This is a genomic window from Pontibacter deserti (genome assembly GCF_023630255.1).
In the GTDB taxonomy this organism is placed as follows: domain Bacteria; phylum Bacteroidota; class Bacteroidia; order Cytophagales; family Hymenobacteraceae; genus Pontibacter; species Pontibacter deserti.
The window spans coordinates 1,927,879-1,944,909 of sequence record NZ_JALPRS010000001.1; the positions used below are offsets into that span (position 1 = coordinate 1,927,879).

At 44.1% G+C, this 17,031-nt stretch carries 16 protein-coding genes; 12 read left to right on the top strand and 4 right to left on the bottom strand.

The genetic code is table 11. The features are described 5' to 3' along the window. Positions 1–80: 80 nt before the first annotated feature. Positions 81–518, bottom strand: a complete 438-nt coding sequence (locus MJ612_RS08340; protein WP_187033040.1) for a tRNA (5-methylaminomethyl-2-thiouridylate)-methyltransferase — start codon at positions 516–518, stop codon at positions 81–83. A gap of 112 nt (positions 519–630) precedes the next feature. Between MJ612_RS08340 and MJ612_RS08345 the strand changes: the two genes are divergently transcribed. The 5 genes from MJ612_RS08345 (at position 631) to MJ612_RS08365 (ending at position 4,742) form a co-directional block, all read left to right on the top strand. Next, positions 631–1,296, top strand: a complete 666-nt coding sequence (locus MJ612_RS08345; RefSeq protein WP_187033041.1) for an RNA polymerase sigma factor — start codon at positions 631–633, stop codon at positions 1,294–1,296. Between the two features lie 290 nt (positions 1,297–1,586). Then, positions 1,587–2,150, top strand: a complete 564-nt coding sequence (efp, locus tag MJ612_RS08350; RefSeq protein ID WP_187033042.1) for an elongation factor P — start codon at positions 1,587–1,589, stop codon at positions 2,148–2,150. 3 nt (positions 2,151–2,153) lie between these two features. Continuing rightward, the gene (accB, locus tag MJ612_RS08355; protein ID WP_187033043.1) at positions 2,154–2,645 is read left to right on the top strand and encodes an acetyl-CoA carboxylase biotin carboxyl carrier protein; all 492 of its coding nucleotides are present in this window, start codon (positions 2,154–2,156) and stop codon (positions 2,643–2,645) included. A gap of 124 nt (positions 2,646–2,769) precedes the next feature. Continuing rightward, on the top strand, positions 2,770–4,116 hold the full coding sequence (accC, locus tag MJ612_RS08360) for an acetyl-CoA carboxylase biotin carboxylase subunit (RefSeq protein ID WP_187033044.1): 1,347 nt from the start codon (positions 2,770–2,772) through the stop codon (positions 4,114–4,116). A 188-nt stretch (positions 4,117–4,304) separates the two neighbouring features. Continuing rightward, the gene (locus MJ612_RS08365; protein WP_187033045.1) at positions 4,305–4,742 is read left to right on the top strand and encodes a hypothetical protein; all 438 of its coding nucleotides are present in this window, start codon (positions 4,305–4,307) and stop codon (positions 4,740–4,742) included. Positions 4,743–4,820: 78 nt separating this feature from the next. Here MJ612_RS08365 and MJ612_RS08370 read toward each other — a convergent pair whose 3' ends face one another. Next, positions 4,821–5,396, bottom strand: a complete 576-nt coding sequence (locus MJ612_RS08370; protein ID WP_187033046.1) for a DUF3109 family protein — start codon at positions 5,394–5,396, stop codon at positions 4,821–4,823. A 196-nt stretch (positions 5,397–5,592) separates the two neighbouring features. Further along, positions 5,593–7,245: an ankyrin repeat domain-containing protein gene (locus MJ612_RS08375; RefSeq protein ID WP_187033047.1), complete on the bottom strand. Its 1,653-nt coding sequence runs from the start codon at positions 7,243–7,245 to the stop codon at positions 5,593–5,595. Positions 7,246–7,548: 303 nt separating this feature from the next. Between MJ612_RS08375 and MJ612_RS08380 the strand changes: the two genes are divergently transcribed. The 6 genes from MJ612_RS08380 (at position 7,549) to MJ612_RS08405 (ending at position 14,327) form a co-directional block, all read left to right on the top strand. Then, positions 7,549–9,801, top strand: a complete 2,253-nt coding sequence (locus MJ612_RS08380) for an ATP-dependent helicase (RefSeq protein ID WP_187033048.1) — start codon at positions 7,549–7,551, stop codon at positions 9,799–9,801. Between the two features lie 169 nt (positions 9,802–9,970). Continuing rightward, on the top strand, positions 9,971–10,639 hold the full coding sequence (locus MJ612_RS08385; protein WP_187033049.1) for a DUF4290 domain-containing protein: 669 nt from the start codon (positions 9,971–9,973) through the stop codon (positions 10,637–10,639). A gap of 3 nt (positions 10,640–10,642) precedes the next feature. After that, complete coding sequence (gene murA, locus MJ612_RS08390; protein ID WP_187033050.1) at positions 10,643–11,947, top strand: UDP-N-acetylglucosamine 1-carboxyvinyltransferase; 1,305 nt, start codon at positions 10,643–10,645, stop codon at positions 11,945–11,947. Between the two features lie 204 nt (positions 11,948–12,151). Continuing rightward, positions 12,152–12,700, top strand: coding sequence for a hypothetical protein (locus MJ612_RS08395; protein WP_187033051.1), 549 nt, complete (start codon positions 12,152–12,154; stop codon positions 12,698–12,700). Between the two features lie 91 nt (positions 12,701–12,791). Then, complete coding sequence (locus MJ612_RS08400; RefSeq protein WP_187033052.1) at positions 12,792–13,220, top strand: DUF1810 domain-containing protein; 429 nt, start codon at positions 12,792–12,794, stop codon at positions 13,218–13,220. 264 nt (positions 13,221–13,484) lie between these two features. Next, the gene (locus tag MJ612_RS08405; RefSeq protein ID WP_187033053.1) at positions 13,485–14,327 is read left to right on the top strand and encodes a 1,4-dihydroxy-2-naphthoyl-CoA synthase; all 843 of its coding nucleotides are present in this window, start codon (positions 13,485–13,487) and stop codon (positions 14,325–14,327) included. Between the two features lie 144 nt (positions 14,328–14,471). On the opposite strand, the gene MJ612_RS08410 is transcribed toward MJ612_RS08405, so the two are convergent. Continuing rightward, complete coding sequence (locus tag MJ612_RS08410) at positions 14,472–15,677, bottom strand: THUMP domain-containing class I SAM-dependent RNA methyltransferase (protein ID WP_187033054.1); 1,206 nt, start codon at positions 15,675–15,677, stop codon at positions 14,472–14,474. 249 nt (positions 15,678–15,926) lie between these two features. On the opposite strand from MJ612_RS08410, the gene murB reads away from it, so the two are divergent. Beyond that, a complete protein-coding gene (gene murB / locus MJ612_RS08415; protein ID WP_187033055.1) occupies positions 15,927–16,943 on the top strand; it encodes a UDP-N-acetylmuramate dehydrogenase in 1,017 nt (338 codons plus the stop codon). Positions 16,944–17,031: the final 88 nt, after the last annotated feature.

The following is a 17,031-nucleotide window of genomic DNA, read 5'->3' on the forward strand; positions in this document are numbered from 1 at the left end:
CTATAACAGAAAAGCGGCCTTTCAGCCGCTTTTTTTGTTTCTGTAAATCCCTCCTACCTGATATTACAATAATTTATACTTTAGCCAAGCATTTGCTCGGTACCATATCTTGATGCCACTCCCCCTTCAGGTTTATCTGCCTCAGAGAGTTGTGCCAGGCAGAAAGCTCCGACAGCCATTACCAGATCCCGAACCGCAATATCAAAATACTCTCCTGTAGTGATCAGGTTTATAGCTATACCTACCAGCCATAGTGCTACAATGTAACCACCAATGCGTGGCCGCAGCAGCACAATAACCCCGGCTATTATCTCGATAACTCCAACTATAAGCATAAACGTGTGCGGGCTAAACGGAATGATGTCTGCAACTATTGGGCTCAGGTATTTGTCCCAGTCGGTAAGTAAATGTGTGAACTTATCTATACCTGCCACTATAGGCACTATAGCGTAAGTATACTTTAAAAGCGACCATACTGTATGCAGGCGGTCAGTTGAAATACTTGTTGCTGTATTCATGGCTTTATCCTCCATTTTAATTAATGATTTTTGTAGTTAGATGCTTCACTCAAAAATCCGTTACAAAAAGTGTAACCCTCTGATAAGAAACTCATCCAATTATAAAAAAGCCATGCAAGCACTACATTATAGTATACCATTAGATAGGCAGCTACCGGATGCAGAAGTGATAACAAAAGTATTGGCGGGAGAGAAAGAGTTGTATGAACTCCTGATGCGCCGGCACAACCAGAAGCTTTATCGTGTGATCAGGAGCTACCTGAAAAATGAACGGGAAGTGGAAGATGCCATGCAGGATACTTACCTAAAAGCTTACGAAAAACTTTACCAGTTCAGGCAGGACTCCCAGTTCTCGACATGGTTGATTCGGATAGGTATAAATGCGGCACTGGGCAAATTACGGAAGTATAAACAATTAGCCGAAGCTCCCTCCGACCTGATTGACTACGATGTACTCCCCTCTTCAGAAACCTTACCTATGGACCCTGAAAATATAATCATCAGAAACGAAGCAAAACTATTACTGGAGAAAGCCATAGATGCCATACCAGAAAAGTATAGAATTGTATATACGCTCCGGGAGTTGGAAGACTTGAGTGTGCAGGAAGTAATGAATTGCCTGGAGCTCTCTGAAAGCAATGTAAAGATTCGCCTGCACCGTGCCAAAGCTTTGTTAAAAGACAATCTGTATAAACTTACACAGGATAAGCAGGTATTTGAATTTGGAAATAAACGTTGCGACGCACTCGTGCACCAGGTATTGAAGGCACTGCCGTAAACTCTTCCTTTATAGTTGCTCCACATCATTCCCGGACCTGCTACAGGTAGTATTACAACTATAGCTTTACGGCCTAATTAGTCTTGTTTAAACTGTAACTATAACCGGGAACAGCGGCCCTAAAATATGTTGCGCATGCATAACATATTAAATAAAAGCATAAAGCACAACTTAAAATCATACCTTTTTTCAGGACAAATCAGGTAGAATAACTAACTTTGTTTGCAGAACATAGTTTTCCGCTATACTTTTATCGTTTCATTTAAGTACAACACGATTCAGAATACTATATGGCAACTACAGCTGATATAAAAAATGGCGTTGTGATCGAGTACAACAACGACCTTTACCAGGTAATAGATTTCCAGCACGTAAAGCCAGGCAAAGGCCCTGCATTCGTAAGAACAAAACTACGCAATGTAAGATCGGGCAAAGTGGTGGATAACACGTTCTCAGCTGGTCATAAAATTACAACTGCCCGTGTAGAGCAGCGCCCGCACCAGTTCATTTACAAAGATGACATGGGCTACAACTTTATGGACATGAACACTTTTGAGCAGGTAACCCTGAACGAAGCCATGGTTCCATTTGCCGACCTGATGAAAGAAGGACAGGAAGTAACTATACTTTTCCACGCTGAAACGGAAACGCCGCTTACCTGCGAGATCCCTCCTTTTGTAGAGCTTACTATTACGTATACTGAGCCAGGCATTAAAGGCGATACAGCAACAAATGCATCAAAACCAGCCATTGTAGAGACAGGTGCAACTATACAGGTGCCTCTTTTCATTGGTCAGGACGAAAAAATAAAAGTAGACACTCGTACTTATTCTTACGCAGAAAGAGTAAAATAACACATGAAAGCTAAAGAAATCCAGGACCTTATCGACTTCATCGCCAAATCCGGCCTGAACAAAGTCAACATCGAGACAGAAGAATTCAAGATATCGGTACAGCGCGAGCCAAACCAGAAGGTAAAGTATGTTAGCGAGCCGGCACACCATGCTGCTCCTGCTGCTGCACCAGCTCAGATGGCTGCTCCACAGGCTGCTCCTGCTCCATCGGCACCTGCTGCTCCTGCTGCTGCACCAGCTTCAGAAGAAAGCAAGTATGTAGCTATCAAAGCGCCGATGATCGGTACATTCTACCGTGCATCAAGCCCGGAAGCTCCGATTTTTGTTAACGTTGGCGACGAAGTGAAAAAAGGACAGGTGATCTGTATTATCGAAGCCATGAAGCTGTTCAACGAGATCGAGTCTGAAGTATCAGGTAAGATCGTGAAGGTGCTGGTAGATAACGCCACTCCTGTTGAGTACGATCAGCCGCTGTTCCTGGTAGATCCTAGCTAATAGTTCAAATTTGAAAATTTGGAAATGAGAAAATTTGGAGATGGAGATGGTGTGAAAAACGTCTCCATTTTCATTGTTCATAATTTTCAAATCTACAAATCTTCAAATCTTCTAATCTGACATTATGTTTAAGAAAATATTAATTGCCAACCGTGGCGAGATTGCGCTGCGTATCATCCGTACGTGCAAAGAGATGGGTATTAAAACGGTGGCCGTATACTCAACCGCTGACAAGGAAAGCCTGCACGTGCGCTTTGCTGACGAAGCTGTTTGTATCGGTCCGGCTCCAAGCTCACAATCTTACCTGAACATACCGCACATTATTGCAGCTGCCGAAATTACGAACGCAGATGCCATACACCCGGGTTATGGTTTCCTGTCTGAGAATGCTGAATTCTCCCGTATTTGTGCTGAAAACAATATCAAGTTTATAGGTGCTTCGCCAGAGATGATCAACCAGATGGGTGATAAAGCCTCTGCAAAAGACACCATGAAAAAGGCTGGTGTACCTACTATACCTGGTTCTGATGGTTTATTAAAGAATGTAGAAGAAGGTATAAAGCTTGCCAAAAAGATCAAATATCCGGTTATCATCAAAGCTACAGCTGGTGGTGGTGGTCGTGGTATGCGTATCATCAAAGAAGAATCTGAATTCGAGAAAATGTGGAATGATGCCCGTACAGAAGCTGCTGCAGCTTTTGGTAACGATGGCATTTACCTGGAGAAGTTCATTGAAGAGCCGCGCCACATCGAGATTCAGCTGATAGGTGACCAGCATGGTAATGTAGCTCACCTTTCAGAGCGTGACTGCTCTATCCAGCGTCGTCACCAGAAACTGGTGGAAGAAACCCCTTCTCCGTTTATCACTGACAAACTTCGCGAAGAAATGGGCCAGGCTGCTATTGCCGGTGCCAAAGCCATTAACTACGAAGGTGTTGGAACAATAGAATTCCTGGTAGACAAGAACCGCGATTTCTATTTCATGGAGATGAACACACGTATACAGGTGGAGCACCCGATTACAGAGGAAGTTATTGATTACGACCTGATTAAGGAGCAGATTAAGGTTGCTGCCGGTGAGAAGATCACAGGTAAGAACTACTATCCTAAAATGCATGCTATTGAGTGCCGTATTAATGCTGAGGATCCAAAGAACGGTTTCCGTCCGAGCCCGGGTAGAATTACCAACCTGCACGTACCAGGTGGCCACGGTGTTCGCGTAGACTCTCACGTATACTCAGGTTACTCTATCCCGGCTAACTACGACTCTATGATCGCTAAATTGATCGTAAGTGCTCAGACCCGTGAAGAAGCCCTTGTTAAAATGAAGCGTGCCCTGAGCGAATTCGTGATTGAAGGTATTAAAACAACAGTACCTTTCCACCTGAAGCTAATGGATGACGAAGGTTTTAAAGCAGGTAACTTTACAACTGCTTACCTGGAAAGCTTCGACTTCAGTAAAATCGACTAAGTTAAAAGAACTTATACTTAAAAAGCCGGTGCATCAGTACCGGCTTTTTTGTTAGACGAAAGTTTATTTAACATAATTAGCAAACTTCAAAAATTACTTGTTCCGGTTTATAGTTTTCCCTTTTCTACATTAACTAAATATAGTTTATGCTATATTTGAGATTATATTTCCAAGCTATACTTAAACAAATGAAAAACCTTCTACTCCAATTTGCCCTTATACTTATTGTATTCCTTAGTCTTACTTCCTGTAGCAAAGATGAGCCAACTCCTGACTATGAAAAATTACTGACTGCCCATACTTGGGTTAAAGGAAATATCAGAGCAGAGAGTGACAGCAAAGAAGCACTAGAATTCTTTGATGGTTACTTAATGTTGCACGATGATTATAAAATCACTTTTAATGAAGATGGCACTTATGAAGTAAATGGTGGCAAAGGTACTTGGGAATTGTCCGCTGATAAAAAGAAAATAATGTTTGACCAAGCATCCTGGAGTAAATCATATTTTCCTATACATGAGTTAAAAGCAAACTCGTTAAAAGTAAGCTGGATCTCCCGTTTTGCAGGCGCAGAAGGAGCTGTTTATGAAGCCAATATTTATTTGGATTTGGTACCTCAGGAGTAATGTTAGCCTAATCGTAAAGCATAAAAAAGGGAAGCAAGTATAAGTTTGCTTCCCTCTTTATTTTAATACTTTTATAGTTTATACCTTCTCCGGTTCCTCTTCCATCAGCTGTGTTAACTCATTATACCAGCCTTCCCCATACTTTCTGATTAGCGGCTCTTTCAGGAATTGGTAAACTTTTACACCTAAGTCCTGACCAAAATTACAGGCGGCAGCGCAAATGCTCCAGCGATCATAATTCAGGGCTTCAAAATCATCGTACTTGGTAATCCGAATCGGGTATAAATGACAGGAGATTGGTTTTTTCCAGCTGATCTTGCCATCATAGTAAGCCTGCTCAATGGCACATTTTAGTATTCCTTTTTCATCGTAAAGGGCATAAGCACACTCCCGGTTTTCTATAGTTGGGGTAGAAAAATCGCCTTCAAAATCGGTAATATATAAGCCTTGTTCTTCCACAGCCAGCTTGCCGGCACCGGTCATGTAAGGTTTAATGTGCTCGTAATTTTCAGCAAGTATAGCCAGTTCACTTTCCTCTAATGGGGCGCCAAGGTCACCTTCAACACAGCAGGCACCTTTACATTTCTCAAGGTTACAAACAAAAAAATTATCGCGGATGTCGTCGCTGATGACGGTTTTCTGAAGGACTATCATAGTAATCTAAATGCAAGTATAGCAGTGTAAAAGTTATAGTTACTGCCTGTTTAAGAGAGACAAAGGTAATGAGAAAATAGTTTAGAAGGTGTTTATGTTATACTTCTCAATAGGTTTATGAAGTATAGCCGTTAAAAAAGGAGTACATGTTTCAACACATACTCCTTCAAAATTAAGGATCTAACTTTTATACTTGCTAATTCTTCCTCTGCGGTGAGCCAGCTGCCATTAGGATGTTCGTTACATTCTCCTGCTTGGTATAATCAATGGCAGCTTTACCGGATTGATCAAGCAATTTAGGATCTGCGCCAGCTTGTACCAGCGCAAGTATAATTTCAAAATTAGCGTTCAGTTCGCAGGCCAGCATTAATGGTGTTTTACCCTCATTGTTCTGCAGGTTTGGGTTAGCTCCGGAAGCCAGTAATTTTTCCAGCTCCATAATACCAATATGCTGCCCGTTGGTAGATTGCAGAGCTGCGGTAAGTGCTGTGTTGCCTTCTTTATCCTTCAGGTTAAGATCTGCTTTATACTTTAACAAGGTATCTAATAACTGTACCTGCTCCTGTTCAAATAACTGCGAATTACTAATCCGGGCACCTGCAACGGTATAGTGCAAAGCTGTTCTGCCGTCTGCGTCCTGTGCATTCACATCAGCACCATTTTTCAGGAGTTTGCCAATCATGGCCGGACGTACTTCCGGTTCGTAGATCACACCGAACTCTTCCAGTAAAAGCGGGATATATAACGTATGCATTAAAGGTGTACGCTTGCCCAATTCTTCTGCCTCATAATCATCAGGTACAGCCAGTGTATTTGCATCTGCCTTGTTTTTAAGTGCACGCTCCAACATTTCCGGGTTACGGGTAATAGATGCGATCACCAGTTTCTGATCAGGAGTCTGGTTCATGTAACGTAGCTGCTCGTAGGCACTTACACTACCTTTTGAGATAGCCTGTCGGTACAGTTTGCGGGCTTCGCCCAGGTTAGGCTCTCCTATAGTTCCTTCTTCGTATAGTAAACCCAAAGTATAAAGTGCTTCGCGGTCGCCGGCAGCAACCCCTTTTTTGAGCCAGAAAAGCGCTTTCTCATTGTTCTTCTCCACTCCTTCCCCATCCAGGTATAAGTTTGCCAGGTAAGTATAAGCTACAACATCGCCTTTATTGGCAGCACGGTTCAGGTAGTTAAAAGCATAACCAAGATCCTTCATCTCGCCGTAGCCGGTATAGTACATACTGCCTAGCATACGGTTACTGAACGCATCGCCTTCTACAGCTTTCTCCCGGATAACCACAGCTGCCGTGCGCATCTTCTGCAAAAAGTTCTGCTTGTCTTCTTCAGATTTAAGGATCATCAGCTCAGCCATACCTAACTGGCCCAGCGGACTGTTTTCTTCTATGGCACGTTCGTAGTAGTAGCTAGCTGAATCGGTGTTGGCAGAAAAGAACTTGGTACGGTTCTGTAATTCTGCCAGCGTATCTATCTGCACCGTGTCATACTTCAGCTCACGGTACTGGTGCATGCGGCCCAGAAAGTATAAAGCCTCCGGTTCGCCTTGTGCTGCTGCTTCCTTAAACTTTGCATGTGCCTCCTTATACTTCAGCGAAGTATAAAATGCCATCGCTTCCTGCATTGCCGGAGTGCGCCAGATTAATTTCTCAGGAGCCTTCTCTACAGGTTTAGCAGTTACAGGTGCTGTTTTGGTTGTAGTTGTTTTCTTTTTAGTTGTTGCCGATTTGGTAGTGGCTGTTTTCTTTACAGGTGCTTTGCCACTCTTTTGTGTCGATTTACTTTGTGCAGGGCTTAACTGCGCGCTAAAAACGAACAGGGCAAGCAGCAATAGTTTTTTCATGGCAGATATCGTAGGGCGGTATTTTTGATAGATCATCAGTAAAAATTCTTCTTTTGCAGAAGCTTGTTATGAAGCAAAAGTAGCCATAACCTGCTTCTAATTCAAACGGGCAAGTATAGCCTGTGTTCTGATTGCAATTTCCGGGCCTGTTTAATTGGCCTGTTATAAAACGCTTTTGAGGTTGCTATTGTTCATATGGTAACAGTTGCAGGTATAGCAGCACCAATTTGCAAAGGCAATTCAGAAAACGGATTTGTATTCGTAAATTGCATAGTTTTTAAAGACGCACGCTGAAGAGAAGAAATGGATTATATCAGTTTATTGAACGAGTCGCAACGCAAGGCGGTACTTCACACCGAAGGCCCGGCCATGATCATTGCGGGTGCCGGCTCAGGCAAAACAAGAGTACTTACCTATCGGATTGCTCACCTTATAAGTTTAGGTATCGATCCCTTTAATATACTAGCGCTTACCTTTACCAACAAGGCGGCCAAAGAAATGCGTCACCGTATCGAGAAAGTGATTGGCAACGAAGCCAAGAACATCTGGATGGGTACATTTCACTCGGTTTTCTCTCGTATACTTCGCGCTGAGGCCGACAAAATTGGCTACCCGAAAAGCTTTACCATTTACGATACCGATGACTCCAAAACGCTCATTCGCAATATTGTGAAAGAGATGAACCTGGACGACAAACTATACAAGCCGAACGTGGTGCTGGGCCGTATCTCGTCTGCCAAAAACAAATTGATTTCGCATAAGCAGTACATGAGCGACCCGGTGATACAAGCCGACGACGAAGCTGCTATGCGTCCTAAAATCGGTAAGATATACGAGCAGTACCAGAACCGTTGCTTTAAGGCTGGTGCCATGGACTTCGACGACCTGCTGTTCCAGACCAACGTGCTTTTCCGCGACCACCCCGATGCGCTGAACAAATACCAGAACATCTTTAAGTTTGTGATGGTGGATGAGTACCAGGATACAAACTACTCGCAGTACCTGATCACGCGAAAACTGGCTGCCCAAAACAGAAATATTGTGGTGGTGGGTGATGATGCCCAGTCTATTTATGCGTTCCGTGGCGCCGATATCCAGAACATATTAAACTTTGAGCGCGACTACCCGGAACTGGAAGTATTTAAGCTGGAGCAGAACTATAGATCAACCAAAAACATTGTGCATGCGGCCAACTCAGTTATTAAAAATAACACGGCACAGCTACGCAAAGATGTTTTCACTGATAACGAGCAGGGCCCGCTGATTGAAGTAATAAAGGCCAACTCTGATAACGAAGAAGGCAAACTGGTGGCTACAACCATTTTCGAAGAGAAGATGAACAACCACCTCTCCTACGACGATTTTGCTATACTTTACCGTACCAATGCGCAGTCCAGGGCCATGGAAGAAGCGTTGCGTCGCATGAACATCAAGTATAAAATCGTGGGTGGCTTGTCGTTCTATCAGCGTAAGGAAATTAAAGACCTGATTGCCTACCTGCGCCTGACGGTTAACCCGAACGATGAACAGGCGCTACGTCGCGTTATAAACTACCCGAAACGTGGTATTGGTGAAACTACGGAGTCGAAGCTTTTTGTGACGGCTGACGAAATAAACCATAGCGTTTGGGAAGTGGTACAAAATGCAACAGAGTTCTTAGGTAACCGTGTAGGTACTGCCATCGAGAACTTCTCACTCATGATTCGCGAATTTGCGATTATGGCCGAGCAGAACGATGCCTTTGAAGTTGCTAAGCACGTAGCCAAGCGCTCAGGTATAGTAGATGATCTGTACCAGGACAAGACCGTGGAAGGCCTTGCCCGATACGAGAACATCCAGGAATTGCTGAACGGTATTAAGGAATATGTAGATGACCCGGAGAAGGAAGATAAAAGTCTATCCGCGTTCCTGCAGGACATTGCCCTTATTACCGACGCTGATACCAAAGCAGACGATATTGGTGAGCATGTAACGCTTATGACCATTCACTCGGCCAAAGGTCTGGAGTTTAAGAACGTATTTATAGTTGGTATGGAAGAGAACCTTTTCCCGAGCCAGATGATGCTGAACTCCCGCGCCGATTTGGAAGAAGAACGCCGCCTGTTTTATGTGGCCATTACCCGTGCCGAAAAGAAATTATACTTAACGTACGCTACCAGCCGCTACCAGTGGGGTAACCTACGCGCCTGCGAAAAGAGCCGTTTCCTGGATGAGATCGATCCGAAGTACCTGAACTTTAAGTATGGCGATACAGGCAACGTAGCCACCAACAGCGTATTCGAGAGAGTATTGCAGCGTAAGAGTAGTGTCAGTAGTTTGGTACAACAACCTGCCCGTAAACAGGCAGCTACAGCTTACACTGCCCCAGCCGATTTTAAGCCAAGCGATACAAGCAACCTGGCTGTCGGCATGAAGGTAGAACACCCTAAATTCGGATTTGGCGTAGTAACACTTGTAGATACTCAGGGCAACAGTACAAAAGCAACTATAAACTTCGACGAAGTAGGCGAAAAAACCCTGCTCCTGAGCTTCGCCAAGCTACGCATACATGAGTAATTAGGAATTAAGAATTAGAAATTACGAATTAAGAATTTAGAATAGTGGTTTAGCCGTTGGCGAAACTATAAAGGTAGTTTTACTCTCTTCGAACATTCATTTATACCTATTATTCGTAAATCTGATTTTTTAATTCGTAATTCGTAATTCATAATTCTTAATTAATAGAATGGAAGCAAGTACCTCCTTTAAACAAGAACTGTTGTTGCGCGAATATGGCCGCAACGTGCAGGATCTTGTAAACCATATACTGACCATACAAGATAGGGCCGAACGTACACGCCTTTCGCAGTTGCTGATAAACCTGATGGCCAAACTTAACCCGCAGCTCCGCGACACACAGGATTACCAGCAAAAACTCTGGAACCACCTGTTTGTAATGTCGGGCTCGCAACTGGACGTGGACTCTCCTTACCCGCTTAGCGCGATGGAGTACCTTAACGATAAGCCTCAGCGCATGCGCTACCCACTCGAAACGCCAAAGTACAAGCACTACGGCCAGAACGTGGAACTGCTGATACAGCGTGCAACCGAGCTGGAAGATGAAAAAGAGCGCGAATCAGCCATCATCTCCATCGGTAAACTGATGAAAACGCTGTACCGCTCTTACAACAAAGACAGCATAACAGACGATGTGATCCTGAGCGACATCCGCCAGTTATCGAAAGGTAAACTGAACATGGACCTGGCTTATATTGAGAGCAATAACCTGTTCGAGTCTAATGTAGGTGGCAGCAACAGGCAGGATAACCAGCAGCGTAGCCAGCAACAAAACCGCGGCGGCGGCGACCGCAACCGCAACAAGAATACAAGATCTTCCAATCAAAGAAATAAATAGTAAATGGCTTCATTTGAAGTAATTGGTGGTAACAAGTTAAAAGGCGAGATTATACCGCAGGGAGCAAAAAACGAAGCACTGCAGATTCTGTGTGCAGTACTCCTGACTTCCGAAACAGTTACCATTTCCAACATTCCTGACATACGGGATGTAAATAAGCTTATCGAATTGCTGCAGGGTTTAGGAGTAGCTGTTGAAAGAATAGCACCTGATACCTATACTTTCCGAGCTGATAATGTAGATCTGGATTACCTGGAAACAGATGCATTTGTAGCGCAAGGTCGTGCTATACGTGGCTCGGTAATGATTGTAGGCCCAATGCTGGCCCGCTTTGGTAAGTCTAAAATGCCTAAGCCGGGTGGCGATAAAATTGGCCGTCGCCGACTGGATACCCACTTTGAAGGTTTTGAGAAATTAGGTGCTAAGTTTACTTATAACGCTGCTGATAATTTCTTTATCGCAACTGCTGATAAATTGAAAGGTGCTTACATGCTGCTGGATGAGGCGTCGGTAACTGGTACAGCTAACATATTAATGGCTGCTGTACTGGCTGAAGGTACAACAACCATATACAATGCTGCCTGCGAGCCTTACGTGCAGCAGCTTTGCCGTATGCTTAACCGCATGGGCGCTAAGATTAGTGGCATCGGCTCTAACCTGCTGGTAATTGAGGGTGTGGAGAGATTAGGTGGTACTGAACACCGCATGCTGCCTGACATGATCGAGATCGGCTCGTTTATTGGCCTTGCTGCCATGACGGGTTCAGAGATAACTATAAAAGATTGCCAGATACCGGAACTTGGTTTGATTCCAGACACATTCCGACGCTTAGGTATAAAAATGGAGTTCCGTGGTGATGATATTCATATTCCGGCGCAGGACCATTATGAGATTGATACTTATATTGACGGCAGCATCCTGAACATATCAGATCATACCTGGCCGGGCTTAACTCCTGACCTGCTGAGTGTGGCGCTGGTAGTAGCAACGCAGGCAAAAGGTACGGCGCTTATCCATCAGAAAATGTTTGAGAGCCGCCTGTTCTTTGTTGACAAACTGATAGACATGGGTGCTCAGATCATACTTTGCGACCCGCACAGAGCTACGGTTATCGGCCATAACAACAACATTCCGTTACGCGGCATCCGCATGACCTCCCCGGATATTCGTGCCGGCGTGGCCCTGCTTATTGCAGCGCTTTCCGCAGAAGGTACCAGCATCATCGACAACGTAGAGCAGATCGACCGTGGTTACCAGAACATTGATGGCCGCCTAAATGCCATTGGCGCGCAGATAAGAAGGATATAAAGTATAGATTTATACTTATACAAAAAAAGAGCACCTGGAAATGGGTGCTCTTTTTTGTGGTGAGATTATAGTTTGTAGTTGTTATATTAGCTAAAACATATACGTTGGTTCATTTAACAATAGTAATTCCGGCAGGCTTTGGAAGTTACGTACATAGTGCAGATAAGCGTATGTTTTCGTTTATACTATAGTTAGCATTAATATATGACATATAAGTTCTATGCTTTTAGGGAAGACTTTGAAGAAATCGTAAGGTTCATTTACGGAGAATTAGGTCTTTCTGTATTCCAAAGCTATTCACAGCCTGAAAAGCCTTTGCAGGAATACGGAACTGCCGAACAACTTTTAACAGAACTAGAAACTGGACAAAATCAAATTCAACTTGCGCTTTGGAAAAAATCTTTCGGCTTTGATTATCGAATCAACAAAATTGACCTGAACCCAAAATACTGCAACGGTCATACCTTCAGATACAGAATTGACGGATGGGGATTGATTCATTTTCAAATAAGCGGACTAACGGGAGAGCGGCTAGAAACTTGCTCAATTTCCCACAACACGGAAAAGCGAGCAACTACATGGGAATCGACTAATCCCGATATTGGAAAAGTAAGTGAGGTAAATTGGGAGGAAGTAAACAAGACCTCCAGAAAACTAAAATATTTAATCAGTAAAAAGTTGGCCAAAACTAGAATCAATGAGATAGATACACTATCACAAGCAAAAGAATACTTAGAGTTGGCAAAAGCATAAAGAGAAATACTAATGCTAACAAGGTGTAAACGTCAGCTTCGGCCGACGGCCTCCGCCGCCGCTTACACTAGCCGTTAAAAAACTATTCACTATGCCCGACAACTATAACCTTAACCGTTTTTTAGAAGCCCAAGAAAGTACCTACCAGGCAGCATTGGCAGAAATCAGAAATGGGAGAAAGCGTAGCCATTGGATGTGGTTTATATTTCCGCAGTTGGCTGGTTTGGGTTTTACTGAAACATCTCAGTTCTACGCCATCAAAAGTATAGACGAAGCCACTGCCTATTTACACCACCCTGTTTTAGGGAAGCGCTTGTTAGAGATTACAGAAGCATTGCTAACTATAGAAGGCAAATCAGCAAACCAGATCTTCGGCAGCCCCGATGATGCCAAACTAAAATCTAGCATGACGCTATTTGCTGCTATCAGCGATGAAAACTCTGTGTTTCGTAAAGTGTTGGAAAAATATTTTAACGGCCAGAAGGATACAAAGACCTTACAACTTCTGGAGAGCAATTAACTTTTCAAAATATAAAATTGCTATGGCGCGAGTGTCCTCGCTCGTGACGAACTATAGTTGGGCCTCTGGCCCAGTGGAATTACAATTCAGTAGAACTATACTTATTGAATTGTGGGTTGTGGCCAGAGGCCACCCTATACTAAACACGAGCGAGGACGCTCGCGCCATTATGTTATAACGATAGTTTTGCTTCTTATACAAGAAGCTGAAAACCATTTGAGCTAAACTATAGAATACCTTACCTTTGAGGTAAATAATTGAGATATGAGCAAAGCAAATTGGATAACCGCTAAGGAATACGAAGATATAACCTATAAAAAGTTAGGCGGCGTAGCCCGCATAGCCTTTAACCGACCGAACGTGCGCAATGCGTTTCGCCCTAAAACGGTGTTCGAGCTTTTCGATGCGTTTCTGGATGCGCGTGAGGACACAAGTATAGGCGTGGTGTTGCTTTCTGCAGAAGGCCCGTCTACAAAAGATGGTGTTTATAGTTTCTGCAGCGGCGGCGACCAGAATGCCCGTGGTTTCCAGGGATATGTGGATGAAGGTGGTATTCCGCGCCTGAACATACTGGAAGTACAGCGCCTGATCCGTTTTATGCCGAAAGTAGTTATTGCTGTTGTTCCGGGTTGGGCAGTTGGTGGCGGCCATAGTTTGCACGTAGTCTGCGACCTCACACTTGCCAGCAAAGAGCACGCAATCTTTAAACAAACCGATGCCGACGTGACCAGTTTTGATGGTGGTTATGGTTCGGCTTACCTGGCTAAAATGGTAGGTCAGAAACGTGCTCGCGAAATCTTCTTCTTAGGCCGCAACTACTCTGCCCAGGAAGCTTACGACATGGGCATGGTAAATGCTGTTATTCCGCACGACGAACTGGAAGATACTGCCTACGAGTGGGCTCAGGAAATATTGGCTAAATCACCTACATCAATCAAAATGCTGAAGTTTGCCTTTAACCTGACCGACGATGGCATGGTAGGTCAGCAGGTTTTTGCCGGCGAAGCTACCCGCCTAGCTTACATGACCGAAGAAGCCAAAGAAGGTAGAAATGCCTTTTTGGAGAAGCGTAAGCCAGATTTTAAGAACATTCCGTGGATTTCTTAACCCACCCCTGCCCCTCCGAGGAGGGGATTTATACTATAAAAGCCTGCTACTTAACTGTAGCAGGCTTTTGTTTTATAGAATCATACTTGTATTTATAGCGTGAGCGTCTTCGCTCGCGTCATTTACTATACTTCAAACTATAAATTATACTACCTTCTTCTGCTCTTCTCCCCTTTTGCTGCCGCCATATAGTTCATACTTCAGCAAACGGCAATCTATAGCGCCATTGTAGAGCGGCGTGCGGCGTGATGCGCGTAGGCCTATACTTTTAGCTGCATCCAGATTACCGGTAAACACGAAAGCATCGAAGCCCTGGTAGTTATTCTTCAACGTATCACCGATGTTTTTATACAGCAGGTTAATGTCATCTGAAAGTATACGCTCGTTATATGGCGGGTTCATCACCAATACACCATGGTCAGCAGGAGCATTCGTCTTGAAGAAGTCAGCCTGTTCTACTTTAATTACTTGCTCCAGGCCAGCATTGGCAATGTTGGTACGGGCAGCTTCCACGTAATCTTCATCAATATCATAACCAATAATTTTGGCTTGCGGCTCACGCTTTTCTTTGGCTTCGGCGGTGCGCCACACCATTTCAAACAGTTCTTCGTTGTAGTCATTCCACTTCTCGAAGCCAAATGGGTCGCGGCGGAAAAGACCAGGCGCTATGTTCTGAGCCATCATCGCAGCTTCAATCAGGAACGTACCAGAACCAGCCATCGGGTCTATGAACGTAGCTTTCTTATCCCAACCGGAAAGCGAAATAATGCCCGCAGCCAACACTTCGTTTAGCGGTGCCACGTTAGTTTGCAAGCGGTAACCACGGCGGTGCAGCGAGTCTCCGGACGAATCCAGCGAGAGCGTAACCATGTTTTCGTGCATGTGCAGGTTCAGGCGCACATCCGGCCTTATCTTATCTACAGAGGGGCGCTCACCGGTTTTCTTACGGAACTGGTCAACTATAGCATCTTTAGTAAGCTGGGCCACAAACAGCGAGTGTTCAAAAGTAGAATGGCTCACCACCGCATCAATGGCAAAGGTTTGGTCAAGGCCAAAAAACTCAGACCAGTTTGTTTTCTGCACCTGTTCGTACAGGTCGTCTTCGTTGCGGGCCTTAAAATTACGGATGGGTTTAAGTATACGAATAGCAGTGCGGCACCACAGGTTAGCCTCGTATAGTTGGCGCAGGTTACCAGAGCAGGTTACTACGCGGTTCCCGACCTTTACATATTCCATTTCCAGAGCGCGCAGCTCTTCAGCCAATACCTCTTCCAGCCCGGCCAGCGTAGTGGCAATTATATTAAAGTTCTCCGTTGGTTTCTGCTTCTGTTTTGGCTTAGGTTTATGCATGGCATGTAAGTATAATCTTGCAAAGATAGGCATTGCAGCCAGAAAGTTGGGAAGTTATAAAGCTAGAAAGGGTTTTATAGTTACAATTATACTTTAAAACGAGTGTTAGCGCTTTTTAACAAATATTTGATATGTTGCATCACTGCTTTGCGCAGGGCTACTTTTGTCTATTGTCTAACTACCTTTCTAACTTCCAAACTTTCTGACTTTCTAATTTCAATGACTTATCTTTGCAGTAAATACGTGCCTATGAAACTGCAGTCTGATTTCCCACTTAAGCCTTATAATACGTTTGGTATAGATGTAAAAGCAAAGCTTTTTGCCCGCTTCGATAGTGTGCAGGAGTTGCAGGAATTGCTGCAGATGCCTGAACTAAAGCAGGAACAGAAACTTATACTAGGGGGCGGAAGCAACTTGCTCTTTACAAAAGACTTTGATGGCGTAGTGCTGCAGAATGGTATAAAAGGTATTGAGGTTGTACACGAAGATGAGAACTATACTTATGTAAAAGCCGGTGGCGGCGAAGTATGGCATGAGTTTGTACTTTATACTTTAGAGCATAATTTAGGCGGCGTAGAGAACCTGTCGCTGATACCGGGCACGGTAGGTGCAGCACCGTTGCAAAATATTGGCGCCTATGGCGTGGAGCTGAAAGATGTATTTTATGAACTGGAAGCCCTGCACCTGGAGACTGGCCAGATGCATACTTTCAGCAACGAAGATTGCAAGTTTGGCTACCGCGAAAGTGTATTTAAGAACGAGCTGAAAGGCCAGTTTATAGTTACTTCGGTTACGTTCAGGCTGCACAAAAACCATAAAGTAAATACCAGCTACGGCGCCATTAAAACCACCCTGGAAGAAATGCAGGTTACGCAGCCAACTATACAGGATGTTAGCGCAGCCGTTTGCTACATTCGCCAGAGCAAGTTACCTGATCCCAAACAGATCGGAAACGCTGGAAGCTTCTTCAAAAACCCTGAAATACCGATTATACTTTTCGATATCCTGAAAGAGCACTACCCGGATATGCCTGCTTACCCGGTGTCGGAACTAACCGTGAAAGTACCTGCAGGCTGGCTGATTGAACAGTGCGGCTGGAAAGGGAAAGTAATTGAAAACTATGGCGTGCATAAAAACCAGGCGCTGGTGCTTGTAAACTATGGCGGTGCCTCCGGCGAAAAAGTACGTCAACTGGCCTACGACATCATACACTCAGTAGAAGAAAAATTCGGAATACATCTGAATCCTGAAGTAAATATCATGTAATCTTCTCTAAAAGGTAGATCAGTTTTTTACTATACTTGAAAGACATTTAGGTTTCTTTCTGGTATTCTTCTTAACTTAAAACTTTCTA

What these genes read in the sequence shown, in the direction of transcription:
- MJ612_RS08340 (WP_187033040.1), bottom strand. Translation starts at nt 518, where the DNA reads ATGAATACAGCAACAAGTATTTCAACTGACCGCCTGCATACAGTATGG.
- MJ612_RS08345 (WP_187033041.1), top strand. Translation starts at nt 631, where the DNA reads ATGCAAGCACTACATTATAGTATACCATTAGATAGGCAGCTACCGGAT.
- efp (WP_187033042.1), top strand. Translation starts at nt 1,587, where the DNA reads ATGGCAACTACAGCTGATATAAAAAATGGCGTTGTGATCGAGTACAAC.
- accB (WP_187033043.1), top strand. Translation starts at nt 2,154, where the DNA reads ATGAAAGCTAAAGAAATCCAGGACCTTATCGACTTCATCGCCAAATCC.
- accC (WP_187033044.1), top strand. Translation starts at nt 2,770, where the DNA reads ATGTTTAAGAAAATATTAATTGCCAACCGTGGCGAGATTGCGCTGCGT.
- MJ612_RS08365 (WP_187033045.1), top strand. Translation starts at nt 4,305, where the DNA reads ATGAAAAACCTTCTACTCCAATTTGCCCTTATACTTATTGTATTCCTT.
- MJ612_RS08370 (WP_187033046.1), bottom strand. Translation starts at nt 5,396, where the DNA reads ATGATAGTCCTTCAGAAAACCGTCATCAGCGACGACATCCGCGATAAT.
- MJ612_RS08375 (WP_187033047.1), bottom strand. Translation starts at nt 7,245, where the DNA reads ATGAAAAAACTATTGCTGCTTGCCCTGTTCGTTTTTAGCGCGCAGTTA.
- MJ612_RS08380 (WP_187033048.1), top strand. Translation starts at nt 7,549, where the DNA reads ATGGATTATATCAGTTTATTGAACGAGTCGCAACGCAAGGCGGTACTT.
- MJ612_RS08385 (WP_187033049.1), top strand. Translation starts at nt 9,971, where the DNA reads ATGGAAGCAAGTACCTCCTTTAAACAAGAACTGTTGTTGCGCGAATAT.
- murA (WP_187033050.1), top strand. Translation starts at nt 10,643, where the DNA reads ATGGCTTCATTTGAAGTAATTGGTGGTAACAAGTTAAAAGGCGAGATT.
- MJ612_RS08395 (WP_187033051.1), top strand. Translation starts at nt 12,152, where the DNA reads ATGACATATAAGTTCTATGCTTTTAGGGAAGACTTTGAAGAAATCGTA.
- MJ612_RS08400 (WP_187033052.1), top strand. Translation starts at nt 12,792, where the DNA reads ATGCCCGACAACTATAACCTTAACCGTTTTTTAGAAGCCCAAGAAAGT.
- MJ612_RS08405 (WP_187033053.1), top strand. Translation starts at nt 13,485, where the DNA reads ATGAGCAAAGCAAATTGGATAACCGCTAAGGAATACGAAGATATAACC.
- MJ612_RS08410 (WP_187033054.1), bottom strand. Translation starts at nt 15,677, where the DNA reads ATGCATAAACCTAAGCCAAAACAGAAGCAGAAACCAACGGAGAACTTT.
- murB (WP_187033055.1), top strand. Translation starts at nt 15,927, where the DNA reads ATGAAACTGCAGTCTGATTTCCCACTTAAGCCTTATAATACGTTTGGT.